This is a genomic window from Sinomicrobium endophyticum (assembly GCF_052983315.1).
Window position 1 is genome coordinate 66,833 of record NZ_JBRKIS010000020.1, and the last position, 21,912, is coordinate 88,744.

Sequence of the window (21,912 nt, forward strand, 5' to 3'; positions counted from 1 at the left end):
CTAAAAATAACCATTGCGTTCCGGTTAGTCGAAACGTATGAACATATCGTTAAAGTTGAACGTTACTTTATCAAATTTACCGATCAGGTCCTGGCCGATATTCCCCAGATAGTGATTGTCGGGTTTCAGGGCTTCTTTCAGTACGATAATAGAATCCATAGGTACTTGCTTTTCACGGATTTCCGGGGTAAAAGTAATATACATTCCCTTTTTTGTGATAAGTCCTCCCGCACCTCCGATAGTAATGTCCGTCTCTTTATAGGCTTTGTCCAGTTTCTTTTCGTTTTTAATATAATAGGTATCGTACAGCATACTGCTCATTGCCCCGGTATCCAGGGTATACGTACCGAACCCGGTCTTATCTTTGAGGTAGATGAGGGGGGTGAGGAAATCTATGGCGAGGTTTCTTTCTTCAAAAGTAGTTTGCTCTACGGGTACGATAAACCTGTCGTCACTCGTTATCTGTATCTCTTTCATACCTTCAATAACAGGAAAACCGATAATGCCGTGTATCTGGTAATCTATTTGCGGAAAAGCCAGGGCGTTGTCCGGGAATACCAAAAAAACCGCATTATGTACCGTGAGACTACCGAGATGTAGTTTCGGAGCAATGGCGATACGCGATTTTATCTGGTGCCCGGTTATGGCATCTACATTAATGGTACCGTCCAGGAGTACGAGGCCAAAACGTTTGGCGGCTGTTTCGGTTATGGTAGAAAGATTGGCCCCGGTATCAAAGACAAAATACTGTTCTACCGAGTCGAGTGACACCAGCAGGTTCTGAAGTTGGGCTTTGTCCCGGGAGATCTTCAGGTTTACGGTACTCTTTATTTCTATCCGTTGTTTTGGCTGTCCTTCCAGTGCCGACCATATAGCCAGCGTGTTTTTATAATCTTCCTCTTCTTCTTCCGTCAGCCAGTCCTTGTACCCGGAGAGTAATAAGGCCAGGGTTTCTTTGGCCTTTTTATAATCGGACAGTTTCGAATAATTGACATGCCCTATAGAAAGTAACCGGAATTTAAGGCTATCCGAAATTTCAGAGCCGTGTTTGCCCAGGAGAAGGTTCATTTTGTGGATGGACGAATCCGGGCGGTTAAAGACATTATTCAGGAAAAATCCGCTTTTCAGTCTGTGGAGTTGGGAGAGACGGTTCGTGTTTTCCGAGTATATTTTCCGGGCTCGGAAATAGTCTTTTGCATTGATCAGGGAATCAATTTTAAGATAGAGTTCTTCGTCTTTTTTAAGTTCCACCTGGGCAAAAGTTGTCAGCGTTGAAAAAATAAAAAAGATTACAATGGCCCACTTACAGGAAAGGAGGGGAGTGTTCATGTTGTTGTCTTTTAGTGAATAGTGGGGTTTGTCCGCTAAATTATGGATAAAATCTCAAACAGTTATTACTTCTAATTTTGAATGATCTATAATCCGGTATTTTTTTGTATCACAAGACTAAATAGTCTTAGGGTCTTCTCTACAAAATGCAGATAATTTTCATTTGCGGTTGTATTAAAAAGTAGGACAACAGGGTAAAAGTCCAGAAAAATAATGAAATTTTATAGGTATAACGGCTTATTTTTCAGACCTGAATAGGGCAGTTTTCTTTTTCCCCGATGCAAAATCGTAGGCTATGCCTGCCATACATCCCCAGGAGAAATACCACAGCAACTCGGTTAACGGGATGTTTCCCAGGATAGTGGCCCCGTAAGGAGTTCCGGACAACAGTCCGTATGAATCCCAGTAAGTGGGTGACATGAGGTTAAAAATGATCGCATAAATCGGAATGATGAGCAGCAGGATAAGTATTCCGGAGGCCAGTAAAGGTCTCCACAGGTCTTTTCGGACTATAACCATTATTATGGAAAAGATAATAAAGGAAACGGAACTGACAAAAATGGAATGGAAGCCGAGCAAGTTGTTAAAAAGAAAAAGGGCTCCGACCCCAGTGAGAAAAAGGAAGGCAAAGTGTTTTTTCCTGCGTTGCTCCCCGTTGGAAGTGGTTTTTCGGAAAACCACGTCATACACAGATACGGCCAGCCCCGTAACGAAGAAGCCGAACAAAAAATCCTCCGGGGAAACAGTGGCAGAACCAACTGAGGAAGGAGGATGCCAGTAGTCGCGGAAATACCAGAATTCCGCGATCAAACCTGCAAAGCCGCCAATTACACTTGCTTTCCATATTTTTCTTCTTAAATCGGGCCTGGAACGAAAGAAAATAATCCAGGGCACACATAAAAAAACGGAAATGAATAAATAGATATATTGATCCATGAAGGTGTAATAATGGTTGGTTTGATATCGATAAAGTTAACAAATTTGCTTTACATAAGGAAATTTTCCACTTTCTTAATGAAACCTGATAACGGTGTTGGGAGCCGGTCTTTCCTGGTATTTTTCCTGTTCCGAATCTTTTTTTGCAGGGTCCCAGGGCATTTTTCCGAAGCGCGAAAAATCAGTATAATAGCCAAGAAGGGAAAAGTGTTCAAACAAAAAGGGAAGGCCTTCCGCACCGAGGGGAGAGTTGGCATCGGCCACATGCAGGTGCAGATGAGGGCCGGTGGATTGCCCGGTAAATCCGAGAGCTGCTATAACCTCTCCTTTTTTAACTTTTTGCCCGGTTTTTACCCGGATACTTCCCGGTTTCAGGTGCTCATAGAAAACATACCTGTTATCGTCGATTTTCAGGGAAATGTAATTACCTGTGGCTTTTTCCGACGGATATCGGGGATGCCCGGAAACAGTGGCACTTTCGGTAAAATCATCTCTGGCCGATGCTACCGTACCATCTACTACAGCGAGCACATCAGCACCATATCCGTACCAGTTTTTAACCTGGTCCTCATCACCTTTTACAAGTTTGCCCATACTGTCCGTTTGCATAAAATCAATGGCAAAACGCCCCGGTATCCGCGCTTTTCCTCCTTCGGTATAGAATACCCTGCGGTGCCCGCGTTCCCAGTCCGGGCTGTAGATCGCAGTCCAGGGGCCGCCACGTAGCGGTGGGCCCAGGATAACTGTAGTTTCCCGGGGTTCAAGTACCGGACCGGTGAAGAAAACCGGTTTGGTTTTGGCATTCTCCGGATGTATAAACCGAAAGTTGTGTATTAGTGTTCTATTTTTTATCGTGGGTGGCAGGATAAATTCCATAAAAATAACACTGGCCCCTCCCGGTGGTAATACATTATCGGGAAGAGGTTCTGCCGTGCCTGCCGTTTTATGCCGAAGCTGCCACTCATCACCTGTGATCGAGAAAACAGGAATACTGTCCGGTTGTCCCATGACATCCAGCCGGGTGAATTGTACGGGACTGTCAGAGAAATTGGTGATGTGCAATTCGTAGTAAACCGTGGGTTTCCCGGCTATGGTAACAATTTCCGGCTGGTGCCCGATACGTATATCCGGGGTTTGTACATATTCCTGCCCGAAAAGTATACCGGGCAATAGAATAAACAATGTCCGGTATAATCCTTTTATTCGTGGAGTCATAGCATTAAGTATATCTCCCGTTTTTGCGCGGGGTATAATGGCTAATATACTTAAATTTCGACAGACTATACTTTGTCTTTGGTTTCAGGTTGTCTTTTTTTACAGAATTCAATCCGTAAACATGCAACAATGTATATGCATGGATTTCAGCAGGGTAATAATTTTATCGATATCAATATGGTAACCTTCCACCCGGAGTATCCTGTCACAATCTTCCAGGTCAAAGTTAAAACGGGTACGGGAAAAGTGAAGGGATAATGCCAGGATGCAGCTGTCCGCAGTAATGTCGTCCTGTACGTTTGTCTTGAAAATCTCTACCCTGCTCTGTATGTTGTTTTTCATATGTTCAGAATGTTATTGCCTGAAAAACGGTTGTTAACAGCATTTTAGTTCAGGTTATATTTTAACCCGATATTGAAGTAAAACATGTTTTCCAGGTCAAAATTATAAAGGGCGTTATCATCCAGCTTATAATTCTGGATCTGCATTTCATTGAAAATGGTGTATCCGCCTTCGGCAAACAAGGAGAAAGAATCACCTATATGATGATGATACCCCAGTCCACCAACTACTGCAATATGCGATAACCTGTTTTTTTTATTTTCCTGTCCCGGGAGCATGGGTTTGGTGATATTGGCCAGTGTCCAGTCCAGTTTAACAAATGGCTGAAGGGCTATCTTCCGATTTATATTGTAGTTAATGTAAGTACTGGGAACACCTAAGTGATACGACCATTTTTCGTCAATTATTTTATAATAAGAAATCACCCCAATGGGAAATCCGAGTTGCAGATCATATGCCATTCCAAACGTGAAGAAAGAAGTGAGGTCTTTACCAGATAGTGTGGCCACTGCGTAGGCGGTAAGCGAAAAATCCCTGAATTGCAGATTGCCGTTGAGATTGGAAGATATACCGGGTTCTACGACAGCCATTAATCTCCACCTGCTATTGAATGTTTTTATCCATCCTGTCTTTAAGGAAGCCGTATGAAATCTTTCGAGGGAGGAAGTTGAAAACGGATGGGATCTTTTTTCGAAACTGAAAGTTGAATATGTATAGGATGCACCTATCATCAGGGCATTTCCTCTTTCATTGGCGGAAAAGGTTTTTTGAAAGGAAAATCCGGATTTGAGTATACGTGTTCCCTCGTTTTCAGGAAGGAGGGTAGAGGAGACGGACAGCCCGTCTTCCTGCTGTGCGTAGCCAAAATTAAAACCTGTTAATAAGGCTACCGCGATAAGTTTTTTCATGAATTTGTCTGTTTTATTAATTTTTCAGACAAACATAGGAATCGGTGACCTGCAGGAATTGTACAATTTCGACAACAGTGCGACAGGAGAAGAGGATTTGTTCTGTGGTATATACCAGTGCAAATTGTTTTTTTCGGAATTCCCGTGGCGTCAGATCGGTTACCTGCTTAAATTCGCGGATAAAATGAGATTGGTCGTAGTATCCGCATGCATAGGCCGCTTCCGTTAAAGGAATATTTTCAGCATTATGCATATACCAGACGACATTGTTGATCCGTTTGATCTTTAGCAGTTCGGAGGGATTCAGTCCTAAGATCTTTTTAAATTTTCGTTCGATGGTTTTGTAATTGGTTCTGTGTAATTTGCCCAGATCATTTATTTTTAAAGGATTTTCGGTGTGAAACAGGCTGTTTATACAGGATTTTACAAACCGGTAATCGCTTACAAAATCTGTTCTGGAAAGTTTGTTTAGTAAAAAGTTTTCGAGAATTTTTATTCTGTCCGTATCGTTCGGGGCTTCAAATATCTGTTCTTCCAGAAAGAGATACTCCTTTCCAAGCAAAATATCCAGGGGATAATTTTTGTTGGCAAAGAGATGAGCAGGAATACCCAAAAAAGGGAATGCCCCGCCGGGTTTAAACCTTACGCAGAAATATTTAAGTCTTCCGGGAAGCACAACATGTGAAGACTTACTTTGAATACCGGAAATGTGGGAATCTTTAACACATTCTTTTTTGCCGTTTTTTACTTCCGTATGGGGATCACCGAAATTAAATACCAGTTCTATGTTTCCGTCGGGGATAAACGATTCTATGTCCCGGGGAGAGATGGTGTTGGTCACGTCCGTACTCCAGAAACATTCCACGTATTCCGATAGCGCCGGATGTGGTTTATATTCAATGTATTTCATTTTTGCAGAGGGGTTTGACCTATCAACGGGAATATAGCCTTAATAGTATTGGATCTTTTTTTAGCATTTTAAAAGATCAATTCTACATGTATATGGTAGGTATGCAGAATGTTCTTCACCTTTTCCGTATCTATACGGATGTCCTCTATGCGCAATATCCTGTCGCAATCTTCCAGATCGAAATTGATGGTAGCTTCCGGAAAATTATCGAGGAGCACGGAAACCACTTTGTCAGCCATGATTTCATCCCGCACATCGGTCCGGAAAATTTCCACGGTAGATTCAAAATTGTATACGGGCATAGTTATTCTTTTTTTGGGATATATCTCATTAGTCCGGGTTTTAAGAAAAATGTTACAGGTTACCACCGGATAGTTTGTCCGTCTTCCACAACATGGCCCGGCCGGATCATGGAAGTCATAATAAAAATGTCTTTCTTCCCGACACGAAGGTTTTCCGACAGGATTTCCAGCAGGTTTTGTTGTATGTTAAGAATATCTTCTTCGGCCCACAGGGTGGGAAGGTAGAGGTTTACCATAACCTCAAAGGACTTCCCGCCCTGTATAAAATCGCTGACCAGGTTTACGCATATATCCTTTTCTGCTACCCCGATACGCATGCCCCATTCCCTGACCACAGAATCCAGCAGAGTTTGCGGGATATCCTTTCGCTTTACAAAACAATGGGCTATGGGCATAGCAGGCGGTTTTTTAAAATTTGCGTTCCTGGAACGGTAAGCCTTTTCCGTCTTCACAATATTCTTTCAGGCTGAGGAGGAACATTCCCCAGTTATAGTTGCACCAGCGGTAGAATTCCGTCACTTTTCTCCAGTCCGTATGTTTCAGCACCACGGTGGTAACGCCATCTTTTTCGGTAAGGTTAAATACCACTGAAGTGCCTACCCACTCCGGATCGGATTCCACACAATTCCACACGATCTTGCTGTGCTCCTTTAGATGCTCTACTTGCATTTTGGTTGCGTAGCCGTCGTCAAAATCAAATTCGTTGATATGGCCTTCTTCCGGTTTTACCTTCAGTTTCTGTGTCCACACTTCGGACAATCCTTTTTCGGTGGTGAGTGCGGTATACACTTCGGAAACGGGTGCTTTAATGTAATTGATGTGTTCTATATTTGCCATAGCTGAGTTTATGTAGTTTGTTTTTTTATTGGTCTACCGGACAGTTCACCATCCATGATTTACCAAACTTATCTGTAACCTGTCCATAATACGTATTCCAGAATTGTTTTTCAAAAGGCATAATTACGGTACCTGCATCCGCAAGTTTTACAAATATGTTTTCGGCCTGTTCTTTATCCTTGAATTCCAGGGTCAGTGATACAGCCCCGGAATCGGTTAGCTGTTGTCCGGGAAAATCATCACAGGCCAGCAGGGTGTTGCCGTCAAATACAAATTCGGCATGTAGTATTTTGTTCCTGTAATTTTCCGGCACCTCCATGGGAGCTTCGGAATAACGATACAGGGTAATTTCTCCGCCAAGAATTTCCCGGTACCGTGACATAGCTTCTTCACAGGTGCCCGAAAACTTTAAATAAGGTCTTAATTCCATAATAATTTAAATTAATACAGGTTTGACTTTAGCGCTAAATTAAGTTATTATATCGCTTTTTCAGGAGTTTATAAGGCCATTTTATAGGGGGATTCGGGACAAAATTGTATCTTTAAAGGCTTGTTTTGTATGATATTCTTAAAAATAAGTCCTTGTAGTTTAAATGTTTGTATTACAGTTAAGAAGGGTTGCCACTTATAAAATACAGTTTAGTACATGACAAAAATTAATTTCATCATACGAGTATGCCAGTGGTCGAGTGTACGAGTTATTAACATCCACCCATATACCCGAACACCAAAGGTCAAGATGCGTTTTGCCTTGTGGTAATACATACGATGTTAATGGAAATAAAAAAATGTCATGTACTGAAAAAATACAGGTAAAACCTTACATCCGAAAATCATCTATATAAAAACCAATATATCCCAATGGAATTATCTATTTTATTGACCTCCCATCACCGCCTGCTCAGTGTGGCCGCCATGCTGGATGTTTTCCAGTCGGTAAACCGGTATTTCACGGAAGCGGGAGAAGCTCCTTTTTTTGACATTCAATTGCTTTACGGCACGGATGAAAATCATAAAGACCGGTATAGCGAATTTACGACAAAACCCGTAACCGGCGTAGACCGTACGGACCTGGTGCTGATCCCGGCCTTTGCTTCGGAAGATATCAGGACACTGATCGGGGATAACCGGGATATCATATTATGGTTGCACGAACAGCACAGGCAGGGTGTGGAGATCGCCAGTTTTTGTACCGGGGCCTTCCTCTTAGGAGCATCGGGATTGTTGAACGGAAGGAAGGCTACTACACATATCAATGCCTCTACGGCTTTTGCCAACAGCTTTCCGAATGTGTTGCTGCAGGCCCGGGAAATACTTACCGAAGATGGCGGGGTATATACCAGCGGAGGGGCCACCAACAGCTTTCACCTGATGCTGCATCTCATCAAAAAATATTGCGGGGTAGAGACGGCTATTTATATTTCCAAGATGTTTGCCATAGACATGGACCGGGAACAACAGGCCTGTTACGGTACGTTTACTCCCAACCGGGATCACGGAGATGAACTGGTAAAGGGGATCGAACAGTACATTAATGAGATGTACCCGGAAATACAAACTATAGAGGAAATAGTCAACGAAGTGCCCTCCAGCCGGCGGAATATGGTCAGGCGTTTTAAGAAGGCAACAGGGGTAACCCCTATAGTTTACCTTCAGAAAATCCGTTTGGAAGCCGCTAAAAAAATGCTGGAACAGACCAATAAAAACATTATGGAAATTATGCTGGATGTAGGGTACCGGGATGAAAAATCATTCCGCAAGCTGTTTAAGAAAAACACGGGGACCACACCTGTGGCTTATCGCGAGAAGTTCAAGGGGGTGGTGTTAAACGCGTAAAAGCAATAGGGCAGTGCCCGCCAACGCCTGTGGTTTTCCCTGTCACGGGGCTTATTTTATCACAGAGACTCACAAAGCAGGCACAGAGAGTTGCACAAAGTATTGTAGAGAAATTAAATCCCATTCAATGGGTCTTATTCCCCAACGCCTGTCCTGAGTTTATCGAAGGGCTCTGTATCGAAATGAGCTAAGGTTTGCTCGTTTGAATACCTCGTGTCCCGATAATATCGGGATTGCCCCGAGGTAGTTGATTGTATAACTCAATATCTTTTTACCCTAAAAACAGCACTGTTTAGATGTGAAATAGTTGCTTTTAGTGAAAATACAACAGTATTAGGTCAAAATAAGGATGCGTTTAGGTGAAAAACAGATGCTTTTAGATCAAATGAAGATATTTTTAAGTAAAACAAGGAAGATTTTAGCTAAAACACTGTTCTTCTTTGTCATATCGTCTAAAAAGAAAGCCGTTTAACCTAAATGGGAGATCATTTTGGCTAAACGGGACATGTTTTTACCTAAACGGGAGGTCGATTTACCTAAACGGAACCTGGTTTCGGGCCAACTTTACCTCTTTTGAGGTAAACCGTTGTGATCCCCGGTTAAAAACCAGGCCTTTCGGGCTTATCGTTTAGGTTTTAGACCTAAAACTTTAGCTGTCATACCTGAAAAATCAGGGGGAGTAGTTTATCAAAGGAGCATCCGGGATATGTGTGCCCTCCGCGGGCTAAAATCCCTCCGGCAGAAAAAGCCCGGGGAACCGGAAAGGTAAAAACTATTTAGTTTGGAGCGCCCCGGGGTACTGGTGTTGGTTGTCTGGTACAGATTGGATAGAGGTTTACACCATAACCTTACGGGAATCTCTGTAGAACAACCCGATAAGATAGTGTAAAGCGAATGTTATTTTAAAGATAAACCTCACGTTACGGGACAAGGTTTTAGGATATTATTAGTAGTTTTGATAATGTTAAAAAAACATTAAATATGATGAAACTCTACGCTGCCAGATTATCTATCCTCTTTGTAATGCTTGTGTGCCCTGTTTTTTTACTGTTCGCACAGGTGCCCGCTTACTACAACGGGACAGATATTACCAAAACAGGCAATACTCTGAAAACAGAACTTGCCGCCCTGATTACACAAACTCATACCACGGAACTCAGTTATACCCCCGGGGTATGGGAAGCACTGAAACAAACCGATCTCGATCCGGATAACCCGGGAAATGTATTGCTGTTTTACGGCTATAATGATAATGACGGTAATATAAAGACGGACCGGACACGGGACAAGGACAGTAACGGCGGGAATACGGGAGATTGGAACCGCGAACACGTGTTTGCCAAATCATTGGGGAATCCTAATCTCGGCACTTCCGGACCCGGATCGGATGCACACCACCTGCGGGCCTCCGACGTCGGATTTAATTCCGACAGGGGTAATCTTCCTTTTGCCGATGCCAGTGGTAATGCCCGAAGAGTGAGTAATTCCTGGTATCCCGGTGACGAATGGAAAGGCGATGTTGCCCGGATGGTAATGTATATGTACCTGCGGTACGGAAACCGCTGTCTGCCTTCTGCCGTAGGAACGGGACCACAGACCTACAGCAGTGAAATGATGGATATTTTCCTGGAATGGAATGCCCAGGACCCGGTTTCGCAATACGAAATAAACCGGAATAATATACTGGAAAACTTACAAGGGAATCGCAACCCGTTTATTGACAACCCTGCTTTTGCTACTTCTGTTTGGGGTGGCCCCCAGGCGGAAAATCGTTTTGGTAACAATCCGGTTCCTACGCCCACAGCCAATATCCTTATCAACGAAATAGATTCCGATACGCCGGGCGTGGATACGATGGAATTTATAGAACTCTATGACGGGGGAACGGGGAATACTTCCCTGGATGGTATGGTAGTAGTGCTTTATAACGGCGCCAATGATCAGAGTTATGCTGCTTTCGACCTTACCGGGTACAGCACCAACGCGGAAGGATATTTTGTGTTGGGAAATGAGGATGTACCGAACGTCTCCGTTATTTTTCCGGGAAATACCCTTCAGAACGGCGCCGATGCGGTAGCCTTGTATGATGGTACTGCAGCCGATTTTCCCAATGGTACCCCGTTAACCACGGATAACCTTCTGGATGCCATTGTGTATGATACGAATGACGCGGATGACGAAGAACTGCTGACCTTACTGAACCCCGGAGAACCTCAGGTAGATGAGGCGGGAGGAGGCGATAAAGACAATCATTCCCTCCAGCGTATGCCCGATGGTGCCGGCGGTGCACGGAATACGTCTGCCTATACAACGGCCACGCCTACACCGGGAACAGCCAACAGCAGTGATAATGATAACCGGACAGGAGTTCTTATCAACGAAATAGATTCCGATACCCCGGGGGTAGACACCATGGAGTTTGTGGAGTTGTATGACGGCGGAACGGGGAACACTTCCCTGGACGGTATGGTAGTGGTGTTCTACAACGGTTCCAATGACCAGAGCTATGCTGCTTTTGATCTTACCGGACACAGTACCAATGCAGAAGGATATTTTGTATTGGGAAATGAGGACGTGCCGAATGTATCGATTATCTTCCCGGGGAATACCCTTCAGAATGGTGCCGATGCAGTGGCCTTGTACGATGGAACTGCAGCCGATTTTCCCAATGGCACCCCGTTAACCACGGATAACCTTCTGGATGCCATCGTGTATGACACCAATGATGCGGATGATGAAGAACTACTGACCTTGCTGAACCCCGGAGAACCCCAGGTAGATGAAGCGGGAGGGGGAGATAAAGACAACCATTCCCTGCAACGGATGCCCAACGGTTCGGGAGGCGCACGGAATACATCTGCATATGTTGCGGCTTTGCCTACTCCCGGAACAGTTAACGGAAGTGCAAACCCGGGAACGGAAAATATATGGATAAATGAGATCGATTCCGATACTCCGAGCGTGGATACCATGGAGTTTGTGGAGTTGTATGACGGCGGAACGGGAAATACTTCCCTGGACGGTATGGTAGTGGTTTTTTATAACGGTTCCAATGACCAGAGCTATGCTGCTTTTGATCTTACCGGACACAGTACCAATGCAGAAGGATATTTTGTTTTGGGGAATGAAGATGTGCCGAATGTATCGATTATCTTCCCTGGGAATACCCTTCAGAACGGTGCCGATGCGGTAGCGTTATATGCGGGTACGGCAACTGATTTTCCCCATGGCACCCCGTTGACTACGGATAACCTTCTGGACGCCATTGTATACGATACGAATGATGCGGATGACGAAGGGTTGCTGACTTTGCTGAACCCCGGAGAACCCCAGGTTAACGAAGGGGGAGAGGGAGATAAGGACAATCATTCCCTGCAACGTATGCCCAACGGTTCGGGAGGAGCGCGGAATACATCAACCTATGTACCCGCAATACCCACACCGGGAACCGCTAATGGCGAAATAGCGGAACCTACGGAACCGGTAACTATTATAGAAGCCAGAAACGCATCGGACGGAACTATCGTTACCATTTCCGGGGTACTCACGGTGTCCGATCAGTTTGCGGGATCGGCATATATTCAGGATACCACCGGAGGTATAGCGGTGTTTGACCAGTCTGTTCATGGCGACGGAACTTTCCAGATAGGAGACTCCATAACACTCACCGGAACACGAAGTGCTTTTAACGACCAGGTTCAGATAAGTACGGTTACGGTGGTTACCGGGCACGGACCGGCAAATAATCCTATAGAACCCGTTGTGATCCGCCTGGCGGAAATGGGAGATCACCCCGGGGAACTGGTACGGATAAGCGGGGTTACATTCCCCGTTCCGGGCGATATGTTGTTCGGCAACTCCAATTACATGCTTACCGATACCGAAGGTACGGGAGAATTACGTATTGATAATGATGTGGAGAGTATAGTAGGATTGGCACAACCGGATAGCTGTGAGGAGATCATTGGTGTGGTAGGAAGGTTCCGGGATATTTATCAATTATTGCCCAGAATGCGAACAGATATCGCTTGCGCGGAAGAATATATTCCGAAAGGGGATGATCTGGATATACCTAAAGATCAGACACTGGACGTAGTGACCTGGAATATTGAGTGGTTTGGCGATGAAGCCAACGCTCCGCCTGCCGGAAACCCGGACTCGGACCAGATTCAGAAAGACAGCGTTAAAGCGATCATCGGGGCATTGGATGCCGATGTTATTGCGGTAGAAGAAATATCCGATGACGTCCTTTTTGCACAGATGGTAACGGAAATGGACGGTTATGATTACGTATTGTCCGATTATACATCCTATCCTAACGATAGCGGAGTAAAACAAAAGGTAGGATTTATTTACAGGACATCGGTAGTTAGTCCTGTAGAGACCAAACCTTTACTTGCCACCATACATCCTTATTATAACGGAGGGGATGACAGCGCTCTGACCGGGTATCCGGACGATCCTACCCGTTTCTTTGCCAGCGGGCGCCTTCCTTATCTTATGAAAGCCAACGTAACTATTGAAGGGGTGACGGAAGAAATACACTTTATAGCACTTCATGCCAGGGCAAACAGCAGCAGTGGCTCGCAGTCCAGATACGATATGCGAAAATATGACGTGGAAGTGTTGAAGGACAGCCTGGATGCTATGTATGCCGATGCTAACCTGATCGTTCTCGGAGACTTTAACGATGATGTGGATGAAACTGTAGCCGACGGCGTTAATACGACAATAACCACTTATGAGGCATATGTAAACGATGCGGCGAATTACCATGTGGTATCCTCTACACTTAGCGCTCAGAATTTCCGCTCTTATGTATTCCGGGAAAATATGATAGATCATATCATGATCTCCAATGAACTGGAAAGCGGTTTTATCGAGGGATCGGCCAGGGTAGGATACGAATTTTACAGCAGTAATTATACCAATACTACTTCCGATCACTTCCCGGTGTCGGCGCGTTTCCGTATGCATTCCACCTTCGTCCTCACGGGGACGGAAGTTACGCATGCCAGTTGTTACGGGGAAAGTGACGGTACGGCTTTTGTAGAAGTTTCCGGGGGGATACCTCCGTATACCTATACCTGGAGCAATGGAGGAAACACAGCCGCTGTGGATGGTCTTACCGCAGGTGAATATTCGGTGGTGATACAAGACGCTTCCGGAACGGAAATATCCGCCGAAGTGGAAATCACGCAACCGGAAGCTATGGTCATAACCCTGGAAGGAGATACAAAAGTATATCCGGGGTACGGGCCGGCCGAATCTGCAGTGCTGACAGCGACCGTTTCGGGCGGAGCCGGGGAATATACCTATTTGTGGAGCACGGGCGACACGGAAGCCGGTATTGCCGTGAGTCCCGAAGAAACTACGGTATATACCCTTACGGTAACGGATGCAGGCGGTTGTTCTGCCTCACAGGAGATAACTATAGAGGCGGAAGACATACGATGTGGGAACGATCGTTTTTTCAATAAAATCCGGATATGCTACAAGGGAAAAACACTTTGTTTACCGGAAATAGCTGCGGAACAATTACTCAGGTTAGGCGCTACACTGGGCTCCTGTGGTAATTCCGGAGGCCCTGAAATATCGGATGTGTTTATATTTCCCAACCCGGTATTGCGAAATACGTGTGTGGTGTTGAACAGCAATATGGAATCTTCGGCAGTAGTACAGCTTTACGACCGGAACGGAAACCAGGTATATTCCGAATCAAAATCCCTGAATGCAGGTAATAATAAAATAAGTCTTAACCTTTCCGGTTTCCGGAGAGGGATTTATATCTGTAAAATAGTACCTGCGGAAGGAGGGGCTGCCGTAACGCAGAAAATACTGAAATTGTAAGTAGATTACAGAAGAAAGAATATAATCCCCGGCGGCCGTATTTTCGGTTACCGGGGATTTTTGTCTTTTTAATTTTCCGATGCTCTGTGTCAAAAAGAGCTGAGGTTTGTTCGTTTGAATACCTCGTATCCCGGCGCAATTGACCCGGGGGAAGCTTTCTATTCTTCCGGAGCGTGATACCGGACGATGTCTATGCCTACACCATTCGGGTCTTTTATAGCAAAATGCCGGTCTCCCCAGGGTTCATCCCTTAATTCTATGGCTATGGGGATATTTTTTTCTTTTAGTTCCCGGTGTATTTGGTCCACATCATCAACCTCAATGGTAAAGTAGACGCCTTGCCCGGCAAAGGCAGGCTGGAAAAGAGGTTGTTGTGAGCTGTGTTCCGGCATCAGGAAACTGATCTCCGATTCTTCATCCGGAGTATGCAACAGGAGATAAAAATCATTTTCAAAAGTTACTCCGAACCCGAGTACTTCCGTATAAAATTTTTTTGTTTCAGCGAGTTTTTCGGTTATTATACCCGCGTTTAACTTCATTTTGTGTTTGGTGCTCATAACGGAATGGTTTTGTGCGTTAATAGTTGTAATAAAAAAGATAATACCTAATAATGTCAGTGTAGTTTTCATGTTTCTGATGATTTGTTACACTGCAAAGTTGCATATAACCGTTTTCCTGCGATAGTAAAAAACGGACAAAAGCGACAAAAGAAACGAAAAAAGGCTGAAAGTTTAAACTCTCAGCCTTTTTTAATCTAAAATATTGTATTACCTCTACAGAGACTGGAACAGCTCTTCCATTTTGGTTTTTTCCTCATCGGCCAAGGCCGGATCTACGAGGATACGTCCGCTGTGCTCATCGGTTATGATCTTTTTCCGTGCAGCGATTTCCATTTGTACCTGTGGCGGGATGGTAAAGAAAGAACCTCCGGAGGCGCCTCTTTCAATAGCTACTACGGCAAGTCCGTTTTTCACATTTTCACGAATGCGCTTATATGCTTTTACCAGTCTGTCATCGATAAGTTCCTGGAATTCATTGGATTTTTCCTTCAGGGTGTTTTCCTCTTTTTCGGTTTCGGAAAGGATGGCATCGAGTTCTCCTTTTTTGTGTTTCAGGTGGCTCTCCCGTTCCTTAAGACGTTCTTTGGTTTCGGTGATCACCTCTTTTTTCTGTTCGATCTGTACCTTGAATTCCTTGATTTGCTTTTCAGAAAGCTGGATTTCCAGTTCCTGGAATTCCATTTCTTTGCTCAGGGAGTTAAATTCCCGGTTGTTACGAACATTTTTCTGTTGCTCCGTGTATTTTTTGATCAGCCCCTTGGATTCTTCGATAGCGTTTTTCTTGTTGGCAATTTCCTGGGTGAGGGTTTCCTGTTCTGCTCCCAGTTTCTCTAACCGTGTCCTCAGTCCTTCGACTTCGTCTTCCAGGTCCTCAACCTCCAGAGGGAGTTCTCCTCTCACGTTGGCTATTTCATCAATTCTGGAGTCAATTAACTGCAGATCATACAAGGCTCTTAATTTCTCTTCTACAGTAGCTTCGGTTTTTTTTGCCATAGGTTATAAATACTTGATCGAATTTGTATTGCATTCTGATAAAACCACCCTACCCTCTGGTAAGGCAGGTGCAAAATTAAGAATTTTTTTCGTAAGATGCTCAAACAAAAGATTTTTTGTATATTGTTCGCTCTCATAGTGCCCGATATCAGCGATAATCATTTGTTTTTCGGCCTGGTAAAACTCGTGATATTTAACATCTCCCGTAATAAAAAGGTCTGCTCCCGAGTTTTTGGCATGTGAAATGGCAAAAGCACCGCTTCCGCCCAGCACTGCTATTTTCCGGATTTTTTTGTGCAACAGTCCGGAATGGCGAATACAGGCCAGTTCCATTTTCTCCTTGATACGAAGTAAAAAGTCTTTGTCTCCCACTGGCTCGGGCAGTTCCCCGATCATACCGATACCTATGTGCTGGTTGTAGTTTTCGAGGGTAGTAATTTCATAAGCCACCTCTTCGTACGGATGGTTGGCGAAAAGTGCTTTTAGCACGCGGCTTTCCAGGTGTTTCGGAAAGGTTACCCCGATTTGCATTTCGGGTTCGTAACGGGTTACTCCGCGTTCCCCTATTACAGGATTGCTGTTTTCATCGCCCTGAAAAGTTCCCGTTCCTTCCAGGTTAAAACTGCAGTTGTTATAATTGCCTATAGTGCCTGCTCCTGCCTGAAAAAGTGCTTCCCGAAGGTGTTCGGCATCGTTTACGGGAACAAAGGTCAATAGTTTTTTAACCGTACCGTTCTGAGGGATCAGTATCTTCCTGTTTTGTAGGCCCAATACATCGCACAGGGCGGCATTTACACCGTTAAAAGCATTGTCAAGGGCAGTGTGAATGGCAAGAATGGCAATATGGTGTTGTACGGCCTTTATTACGGTACGTTCTACATAGGAAGAGCCATTCAGTTTTTTGAGGCCCGAAAATATAATGGGATGAAAGCTTATGATGAGGTTGCAGTCCTTTTTTATAGCTTCGTCCACTACTTCTTCCAGGGTATCGTGTGTAATGAGTATTCCCCTTACTTCATCGTCGCGGTTGCCAACCAGTAAGCCCGTATTGTCAAAATCTTCGGCATAGGCCAACGGAGAAAGTTCTTCCAGGCAGTCTATGACGTCCTTAATGTACATGTGGTTCTTTTTATTGTTAAACAAATAAGGCAGTTCCTGTATAAATTTACAGGTTCTAAAGATACAGTGAAAAATCCGGATTATCCGGAAGTGAAAAAATTAACCGTTATTTGTAATGCGAAAGACAGGTTAACAGGCATATGCGCCGGGGCGTGATATTTTCTTCAGGCCTGTATACCTGCCAAAAAAATACTATGCGAAAACTCCGAAAAATACTCTGGCCATTTTCCCTCCTTTACGGACTTATAGTATGGGTTAGAAATTTGTTTTATGACAGGGGCATATTTCGTTCTGTTTCGTTTGACATACCGGTTATCTGTGTCGGAAACCTGAGTGTGGGAGGAACGGGAAAAACACCTATGGTGGAATACCTGGTGCGGCTATTGAAATCCGACATTAATGTGGCAACACTGAGCAGGGGATACAAGAGAAAATCGAAGGGTTTTATCCTGGCAGGCCCGGAAACCGGGGTAGAAGACCTGGGAGACGAACCCTGTCAGTATCATAAAAAGTTTTCGGATGTAGCCGTAGCTGTAGATGCCGACAGGGTAAACGGTATACGTAATCTCCTTGCCATTCAACCGCCTCCGGATACGATTATTCTGGATGATGCCTTTCAGCATCGCAGGGTCAGGGCCGGACTGAACATTATGCTGACAGCCTGGAATGCGTTGTATGTGAAAGACATGTTTCTTCCGGCAGGGAATCTCCGGGATAGCCGAAAAGAAGCCAGGCGGGCCGATATTATAGTGGTGACCAAATGCCCGGAGGGTTTGAGTACGGATCAAAAGAACGGTATTTTAAAACTACTGGCCCCGGAAAAATACCAGGAAGTTTTTTTTACTACTATTGCTTATCAAGAGCATATCGCCTCCCCGGAACAAACTGTTCTGTTGTCCGATTGGGGAAAACAAAGATTTACCCTGGTAACGGGGATAGCTAACGCCCTTCCGCTGGTAACGTTCCTGAAAAGTAAAGGGCTGGATTTTGAACATTGCGATTTTCCGGATCATCATGATTTTACCGAAAATGAGCTGAAGGAATTAAAGAAAAAGAAAAATATCCTGACTACGGAAAAGGACTTCATGCGGCTGAAAGATAAAATTGAGGGAATTTTTTATATAGAAATACAACCTGTTTTTCTGTTTGGGGAACGGGAGAAATTTGACCGCCTGGTGCGGGATTATGTGGAAGGGAGCCAAGAGCTTGTTTAAACAGGCTCTAAAAGAGTACAGACGGGCGACCTGTCCAGCTTAGTCCGTGGTTCCCGTATTCTTGTCGAGGTTGTTCTTTATCTTCCTGTAGAAGATCTGGGGTTTGAATGGTTTCGTGATAATGTCGTTACATCCTGCATTGTACAGGGCGTCCATATTGTCTTCCAGAGAAATGGCGGTGAGTGCTACTATAGGTACTTTTTTGTTGAATTTCCGTATTTCTTCCGTTGCTTTGATACCGCTGATCCCCGGCATATGTATGTCCATCAGAATAAGGTCGTAGGTGTTGTTTTTTGCCATATCAATAGCTTCATAACCATTATTGGCGACCTCTGAGGTTATATTTTTCTTGGCGAGCATTTTTTTGGTTACTACCTGGTTTATCTTGTTGTCTTCAACCAGAAGAACATGCGTGTTCTCAAAGACGATCTCTTCTTCTGTCCATCCCTCGTCGACGGCAGGAAAAACGGGATTGAGAGTTTCTGCTTCGTCCGCATTGTCCAGGGTGAGGTCAAAAGTAAAAGTACTTCCTTTTCCCGGAGCGCTTTCTACTTTTATATCGCTTCCCATCAGGTTCAGAAGATTTTTAACTATGGTGAGACCTAAGCCTGTTCCCCCGTATTTTCGGTTTATCTGTGTGGACCCCTGGGCGAAACTGTCAAATATCAGCGGAAGGGTCTCGGATTCTATCCCCATTCCGTTGTCCTGTACTTCAAAATGGATGGTAATATTTTCCTTTTTGTGTTCCCGGATATCTCCCCGTATGGCTACGGTGCCGTTTTCCGTAAATTTAAGGGCATTACCGATCAGGTTTATGAATACCTGCGAGAGTTTCAGGGAGTCTCCTATAAGCTTAAGCGGAATGTTTTTATCGAGGGTCAATTCTATGGTGTTGTTGTTCTCTTTTGCCGAGTGTTCCAGGGATCTTACCACTTTTACAAGCATCTGTTCCAGGTGGAAAGGGACTTTTTTGACTTTGAGTTGATTGGCTTCCGATTTATTGACCTGGAGGATGTCGTTTATAAAGTTCAGCAGGTATTCTCCCGAAAATTTCAGGGAGTTGAGATATTCTTTTTGACTTTCCTTGGGGTTTTCCTCCAGCAGCAAATGTGTGAGTCCGGTTACTGCATACAAAGGTGTTCTGAGTTCGTGGCTCACTGTAGATAGAAATCTTGCTTTTACCTGCAGTGCGCTTTCCGCTTCTTCTTTTGCTGTTTGTAATTCCCTGTTTTTTTTGAGCAACAGGTTGTTGGTTTTCAGCTTTATTTTGTTGTTTCGGTATAGAGACATGGTGAGGATGAAAATGACGATTACCAAAACCGAACTGAATATGGATACCATTTTTGCAATGTTTACCTGGCGTGCCTGTTTCCGGGCATCGGTTTTATATTGCTCGATGACTTTATCCTTAAAATTTGAAGTGTTCTGGTAGGCAATGTTATTGCGTTCCTCTATGGCATGTGTGTTGAAATATTCTTCTCTGAGTGCCTCCGCCTGCCGGGCATATTCTGCGGCTTCCCGTTTTTTACCCTGGATAAGGAATATATCGGAGAGGAGAAGGTTTTTCTGAAGATTCAGTTTCGGGAAATTGTGGTTTTGTAAGAGCGGCGAAGTTTTTTCCACACAAGACATCGCTTTTTCCGGTTCATTCCGCTTCAGGTATGCGGATGCGAGATGGAGGAGTATGGACGTGTTGATATATTTTTGTTCGTATTGGTCCCGTATGGGATATATACGATGGAATAAGGATATCGCTTTGTCATATTGTTGTTGTTCCAGAAGTACCTGTGCTTTGTAGTAAAGAACATGGTTCAGAACATCTTCGTCTTTTTGTGAAGCAACAGTTTTAGCTTCGGAAATAAGAGAAGACGCTTGCAGATAATCGCCCTTTCGCGCTGCTGTGAGTGCTTTTAAAGACAGAAAAAGAGCTTCCCTCTTTGCGGGAGGGTTCGGACGGAGATGGGATTCGCTGAGAAATTCATACACCTCCAGATCATCGTTCCGGTCAAACTCCTGATATAGTTGTATGAAAAGGGTGTAGCACTCGAAGAGATAATGCGAACGTTTTCGTTTTAGCGTATCGGCCATGTTCACCGCTTGTTTCAGCTCTTCTATGGCAGGTGCAAAATCAAATTTGTTTTTGTGGTAATATACTTTTTGTATAGTGTTTTGAACGGGATCTCCGGAAGCGTTGTTGTGATATCCGAATATAAAGCCCGGAAGCAGGAACAAATAGACCAGAAAATAGTAAGAGAGTCCCTTCATGGCAAAAGATTCACATAAATATAACAGGGTTCTCCATAAAATCAAAAATTAAACGGCTTAAAAATTTCCCGGAATCCCTTTCAGCATTTATAAACAATGGTATAATATCTCCGAAAAGTTTACCGGACACCCTGAACCTGTTTTTTATTCTTTAACATACTGATATGGGACATAAGGTCGATTATCCGGTTGCTGTAGCCGTATTCGTTGTCATACCAGCCTATGATTTTCACCATTTTGCCGATAACCGAGGTCATTTGCGCATCAAATATACACGAATATGGGTTATTGATCACGTCAATGGACACGATAGGGTCTTCCGTATAGGATAAAATCCCTTTCAGGCTGCTGTTTGCCGCTTCCCGGAAAGCATCGTTTATTTCCGCGATAGAGGTTTCCTTTGCTACGTTAAAGGTAATGTCGGTCAAAGATCCGTCCGGTACGGGAACACGGATACCGCATCCTCCGATTACATCGCTCAGTCCGGGAAAAATACCGGTAAGAGCTTTTGCTGCACCTGTTGTGGTTGGTACGATGGATTGTGCAGCGGCCCTTGCCCGCCTGAGGTCTCTATGCGGCTGGTCGTGCAGGCTCTGGTCCGAAGTATAAGAGTGCACCGTGGTTATATAGGCCTGTTCTATACCGCAAAGTTCATCAATGACCTTTATCATGGGAGCGGCATTATTGGTAGTACACGAAGCGTTGGATACAATATCTTCCGAACCGTCCAGTATATGCTCGTTTACTCCCAGGACGATCATTTTAATAAGGTCATCCTCGGGAGGAACGGAAAGAAGTACCTGCCCGGCGCCGTTTTTCAGATGGTATTCGAGTTGTTCTCTTTTTTTATACTTCCCGGTAGATTCCAGTACAATATCCGGATGAAAGGGAGTCCAGTTCAGGTGCCGGATATCGGGTACGTTGAGAAGCGGATAATGTTTGTCACCGACGATAATGGAGTTTGCATCACAGCTTACATTATCGGTCAGAACACCGTGTATACTGTCATATTTGAGCAGATGGCTCAGCGTTTTACTGTCCGCAAGGTCGTTGATGGCCACCACTTCTATGCCGGGGTGATCCAGGAGCAGGCGAAATACCGTTCTGCCTATACGCCCGAAGCCGTTTATTGCTATTTTAGTTTTATCCATACCCTGGGAATAAGGGTGTTTTTTTGATTTGTTTGTAATGTATGGTTCGGGTTGGGATACGGACCTGCTTCACAGAAAAAGTCTCACCTTATATAACAACGGTTTGTCTGCCGGACATTCCGGTGCCAAACAAATACCGGTTATT

General features: G+C 44.4%; 18 protein-coding genes. 3 read left to right on the forward strand and 15 right to left on the reverse strand.

The genetic code is table 11. From position 1 onward, the window contains the following. Nucleotides 1-24: 24 nt before the first annotated feature. The 10 genes from ACVBDU_RS06500 to ACVBDU_RS06545 all read right to left on the reverse strand — a co-directional run bounded on the left by ACVBDU_RS06500 (nt 25) and on the right by ACVBDU_RS06545 (nt 7,209). Entirely contained in the window at nt 25-1,329 is a 1,305-nt protein-coding gene (locus tag ACVBDU_RS06500; RefSeq protein WP_447178952.1) for a retropepsin-like aspartic protease, read from the reverse strand. Between the two features lie 237 nt (nt 1,330-1,566). Continuing rightward, nucleotides 1,567-2,265: a lycopene cyclase domain-containing protein gene (locus tag ACVBDU_RS06505; RefSeq protein WP_447178953.1), complete on the reverse strand. Its 699-nt coding sequence runs from the start codon at nt 2,263-2,265 to the stop codon at nt 1,567-1,569. 75 nt (nt 2,266-2,340) lie between these two features. Beyond that, the gene (locus ACVBDU_RS06510; protein ID WP_447178954.1) at nt 2,341-3,480 is read right to left on the reverse strand and encodes a M23 family metallopeptidase; all 1,140 of its coding nucleotides are present in this window, start codon (nt 3,478-3,480) and stop codon (nt 2,341-2,343) included. Between the two features lie 108 nt (nt 3,481-3,588). Beyond that, on the reverse strand, nt 3,589-3,822 hold the full coding sequence (locus tag ACVBDU_RS06515; protein WP_447178955.1) for a hypothetical protein: 234 nt from the start codon (nt 3,820-3,822) through the stop codon (nt 3,589-3,591). 44 nt (nt 3,823-3,866) lie between these two features. Further along, a complete protein-coding gene (locus ACVBDU_RS06520; protein WP_447178956.1) occupies nt 3,867-4,730 on the reverse strand; it encodes a DUF6268 family outer membrane beta-barrel protein in 864 nt (287 codons plus the stop codon). A gap of 16 nt (nt 4,731-4,746) precedes the next feature. Next, nucleotides 4,747-5,640, reverse strand: a complete 894-nt coding sequence (locus ACVBDU_RS06525; RefSeq protein ID WP_447178957.1) for a DUF6597 domain-containing transcriptional factor — start codon at nt 5,638-5,640, stop codon at nt 4,747-4,749. Between the two features lie 68 nt (nt 5,641-5,708). Next, entirely contained in the window at nt 5,709-5,942 is a 234-nt protein-coding gene (locus ACVBDU_RS06530; protein WP_447178958.1) for a hypothetical protein, read from the reverse strand. Nucleotides 5,943-6,001: 59 nt separating this feature from the next. Then, complete coding sequence (locus ACVBDU_RS06535; RefSeq protein ID WP_447178959.1) at nt 6,002-6,337, reverse strand: hypothetical protein; 336 nt, start codon at nt 6,335-6,337, stop codon at nt 6,002-6,004. Nucleotides 6,338-6,350: 13 nt separating this feature from the next. Continuing rightward, nucleotides 6,351-6,779 carry an SRPBCC family protein gene (locus ACVBDU_RS06540; protein WP_447178960.1) on the reverse strand — a complete coding sequence of 143 codons (429 nt, stop codon included), beginning with the start codon at nt 6,777-6,779 and terminating at the stop codon, nt 6,351-6,353. Nucleotides 6,780-6,804: 25 nt separating this feature from the next. Further along, nucleotides 6,805-7,209: a VOC family protein gene (locus ACVBDU_RS06545; RefSeq protein ID WP_447178961.1), complete on the reverse strand. Its 405-nt coding sequence runs from the start codon at nt 7,207-7,209 to the stop codon at nt 6,805-6,807. 431 nt (nt 7,210-7,640) lie between these two features. Between ACVBDU_RS06545 and ACVBDU_RS06550 the strand changes: the two genes are divergently transcribed. Further along, nucleotides 7,641-8,615, forward strand: a complete 975-nt coding sequence (locus ACVBDU_RS06550) for a GlxA family transcriptional regulator (protein ID WP_447178962.1) — start codon at nt 7,641-7,643, stop codon at nt 8,613-8,615. 981 nt (nt 8,616-9,596) lie between these two features. Next, entirely contained in the window at nt 9,597-14,465 is a 4,869-nt protein-coding gene (locus ACVBDU_RS06555) for an endonuclease (RefSeq protein WP_447178963.1), read from the forward strand. Nucleotides 14,466-14,623: 158 nt separating this feature from the next. On the opposite strand, the gene ACVBDU_RS06560 is transcribed toward ACVBDU_RS06555, so the two are convergent. The 3 genes from ACVBDU_RS06560 to ACVBDU_RS06570 all read right to left on the reverse strand — a co-directional run bounded on the left by ACVBDU_RS06560 (nt 14,624) and on the right by ACVBDU_RS06570 (nt 17,137). Then, nucleotides 14,624-15,004, reverse strand: coding sequence for a VOC family protein (locus ACVBDU_RS06560; RefSeq protein WP_447178995.1), 381 nt, complete (start codon nt 15,002-15,004; stop codon nt 14,624-14,626). A gap of 234 nt (nt 15,005-15,238) precedes the next feature. Continuing rightward, nucleotides 15,239-16,018: a zinc ribbon domain-containing protein gene (locus tag ACVBDU_RS06565; RefSeq protein WP_447178964.1), complete on the reverse strand. Its 780-nt coding sequence runs from the start codon at nt 16,016-16,018 to the stop codon at nt 15,239-15,241. Between the two features lie 3 nt (nt 16,019-16,021). Next, entirely contained in the window at nt 16,022-17,137 is a 1,116-nt protein-coding gene (locus ACVBDU_RS06570; protein ID WP_447178965.1) for a Nif3-like dinuclear metal center hexameric protein, read from the reverse strand. Between the two features lie 194 nt (nt 17,138-17,331). Here ACVBDU_RS06570 and lpxK point away from each other — a divergent pair, with 194 nt between their 5' ends. Next, on the forward strand, nt 17,332-18,351 hold the full coding sequence (lpxK, locus tag ACVBDU_RS06575) for a tetraacyldisaccharide 4'-kinase (RefSeq protein ID WP_447178966.1): 1,020 nt from the start codon (nt 17,332-17,334) through the stop codon (nt 18,349-18,351). 39 nt (nt 18,352-18,390) lie between these two features. Here the strand turns inward: lpxK and ACVBDU_RS06580 are convergent, their stop codons facing one another. Both ACVBDU_RS06580 and gap read right to left on the reverse strand, forming a co-directional pair. Then, nucleotides 18,391-20,616, reverse strand: a complete 2,226-nt coding sequence (locus tag ACVBDU_RS06580; RefSeq protein WP_447178967.1) for a tetratricopeptide repeat-containing hybrid sensor histidine kinase/response regulator — start codon at nt 20,614-20,616, stop codon at nt 18,391-18,393. Between the two features lie 119 nt (nt 20,617-20,735). Next, nucleotides 20,736-21,767 (reverse strand): type I glyceraldehyde-3-phosphate dehydrogenase, encoded by a 1,032-nt coding sequence (gene gap / locus ACVBDU_RS06585; protein WP_447178968.1) that lies wholly within the window; start codon nt 21,765-21,767, stop codon nt 20,736-20,738. Between the last annotated feature and the right edge of the window lie 145 nt (nt 21,768-21,912).

What these genes read in the sequence shown, in the direction of transcription:
- ACVBDU_RS06500 (WP_447178952.1), bottom strand. Translation starts at nt 1,329, where the DNA reads ATGAACACTCCCCTCCTTTCCTGTAAGTGGGCCATTGTAATCTTTTTT.
- ACVBDU_RS06505 (WP_447178953.1), bottom strand. Translation starts at nt 2,265, where the DNA reads ATGGATCAATATATCTATTTATTCATTTCCGTTTTTTTATGTGTGCCC.
- ACVBDU_RS06510 (WP_447178954.1), bottom strand. Translation starts at nt 3,480, where the DNA reads ATGACTCCACGAATAAAAGGATTATACCGGACATTGTTTATTCTATTG.
- ACVBDU_RS06515 (WP_447178955.1), bottom strand. Translation starts at nt 3,822, where the DNA reads ATGAAAAACAACATACAGAGCAGGGTAGAGATTTTCAAGACAAACGTA.
- ACVBDU_RS06520 (WP_447178956.1), bottom strand. Translation starts at nt 4,730, where the DNA reads ATGAAAAAACTTATCGCGGTAGCCTTATTAACAGGTTTTAATTTTGGC.
- ACVBDU_RS06525 (WP_447178957.1), bottom strand. Translation starts at nt 5,640, where the DNA reads ATGAAATACATTGAATATAAACCACATCCGGCGCTATCGGAATACGTG.
- ACVBDU_RS06530 (WP_447178958.1), bottom strand. Translation starts at nt 5,942, where the DNA reads ATGCCCGTATACAATTTTGAATCTACCGTGGAAATTTTCCGGACCGAT.
- ACVBDU_RS06535 (WP_447178959.1), bottom strand. Translation starts at nt 6,337, where the DNA reads ATGCCCATAGCCCATTGTTTTGTAAAGCGAAAGGATATCCCGCAAACT.
- ACVBDU_RS06540 (WP_447178960.1), bottom strand. Translation starts at nt 6,779, where the DNA reads ATGGCAAATATAGAACACATCAATTACATTAAAGCACCCGTTTCCGAA.
- ACVBDU_RS06545 (WP_447178961.1), bottom strand. Translation starts at nt 7,209, where the DNA reads ATGGAATTAAGACCTTATTTAAAGTTTTCGGGCACCTGTGAAGAAGCT.
- ACVBDU_RS06550 (WP_447178962.1), top strand. Translation starts at nt 7,641, where the DNA reads ATGGAATTATCTATTTTATTGACCTCCCATCACCGCCTGCTCAGTGTG.
- ACVBDU_RS06555 (WP_447178963.1), top strand. Translation starts at nt 9,597, where the DNA reads ATGATGAAACTCTACGCTGCCAGATTATCTATCCTCTTTGTAATGCTT.
- ACVBDU_RS06560 (WP_447178995.1), bottom strand. Translation starts at nt 15,004, where the DNA reads ATGAAGTTAAACGCGGGTATAATAACCGAAAAACTCGCTGAAACAAAA.
- ACVBDU_RS06565 (WP_447178964.1), bottom strand. Translation starts at nt 16,018, where the DNA reads ATGGCAAAAAAAACCGAAGCTACTGTAGAAGAGAAATTAAGAGCCTTG.
- ACVBDU_RS06570 (WP_447178965.1), bottom strand. Translation starts at nt 17,137, where the DNA reads ATGTACATTAAGGACGTCATAGACTGCCTGGAAGAACTTTCTCCGTTG.
- lpxK (WP_447178966.1), top strand. Translation starts at nt 17,332, where the DNA reads ATGCGAAAACTCCGAAAAATACTCTGGCCATTTTCCCTCCTTTACGGA.
- ACVBDU_RS06580 (WP_447178967.1), bottom strand. Translation starts at nt 20,616, where the DNA reads ATGAAGGGACTCTCTTACTATTTTCTGGTCTATTTGTTCCTGCTTCCG.
- gap (WP_447178968.1), bottom strand. Translation starts at nt 21,767, where the DNA reads ATGGATAAAACTAAAATAGCAATAAACGGCTTCGGGCGTATAGGCAGA.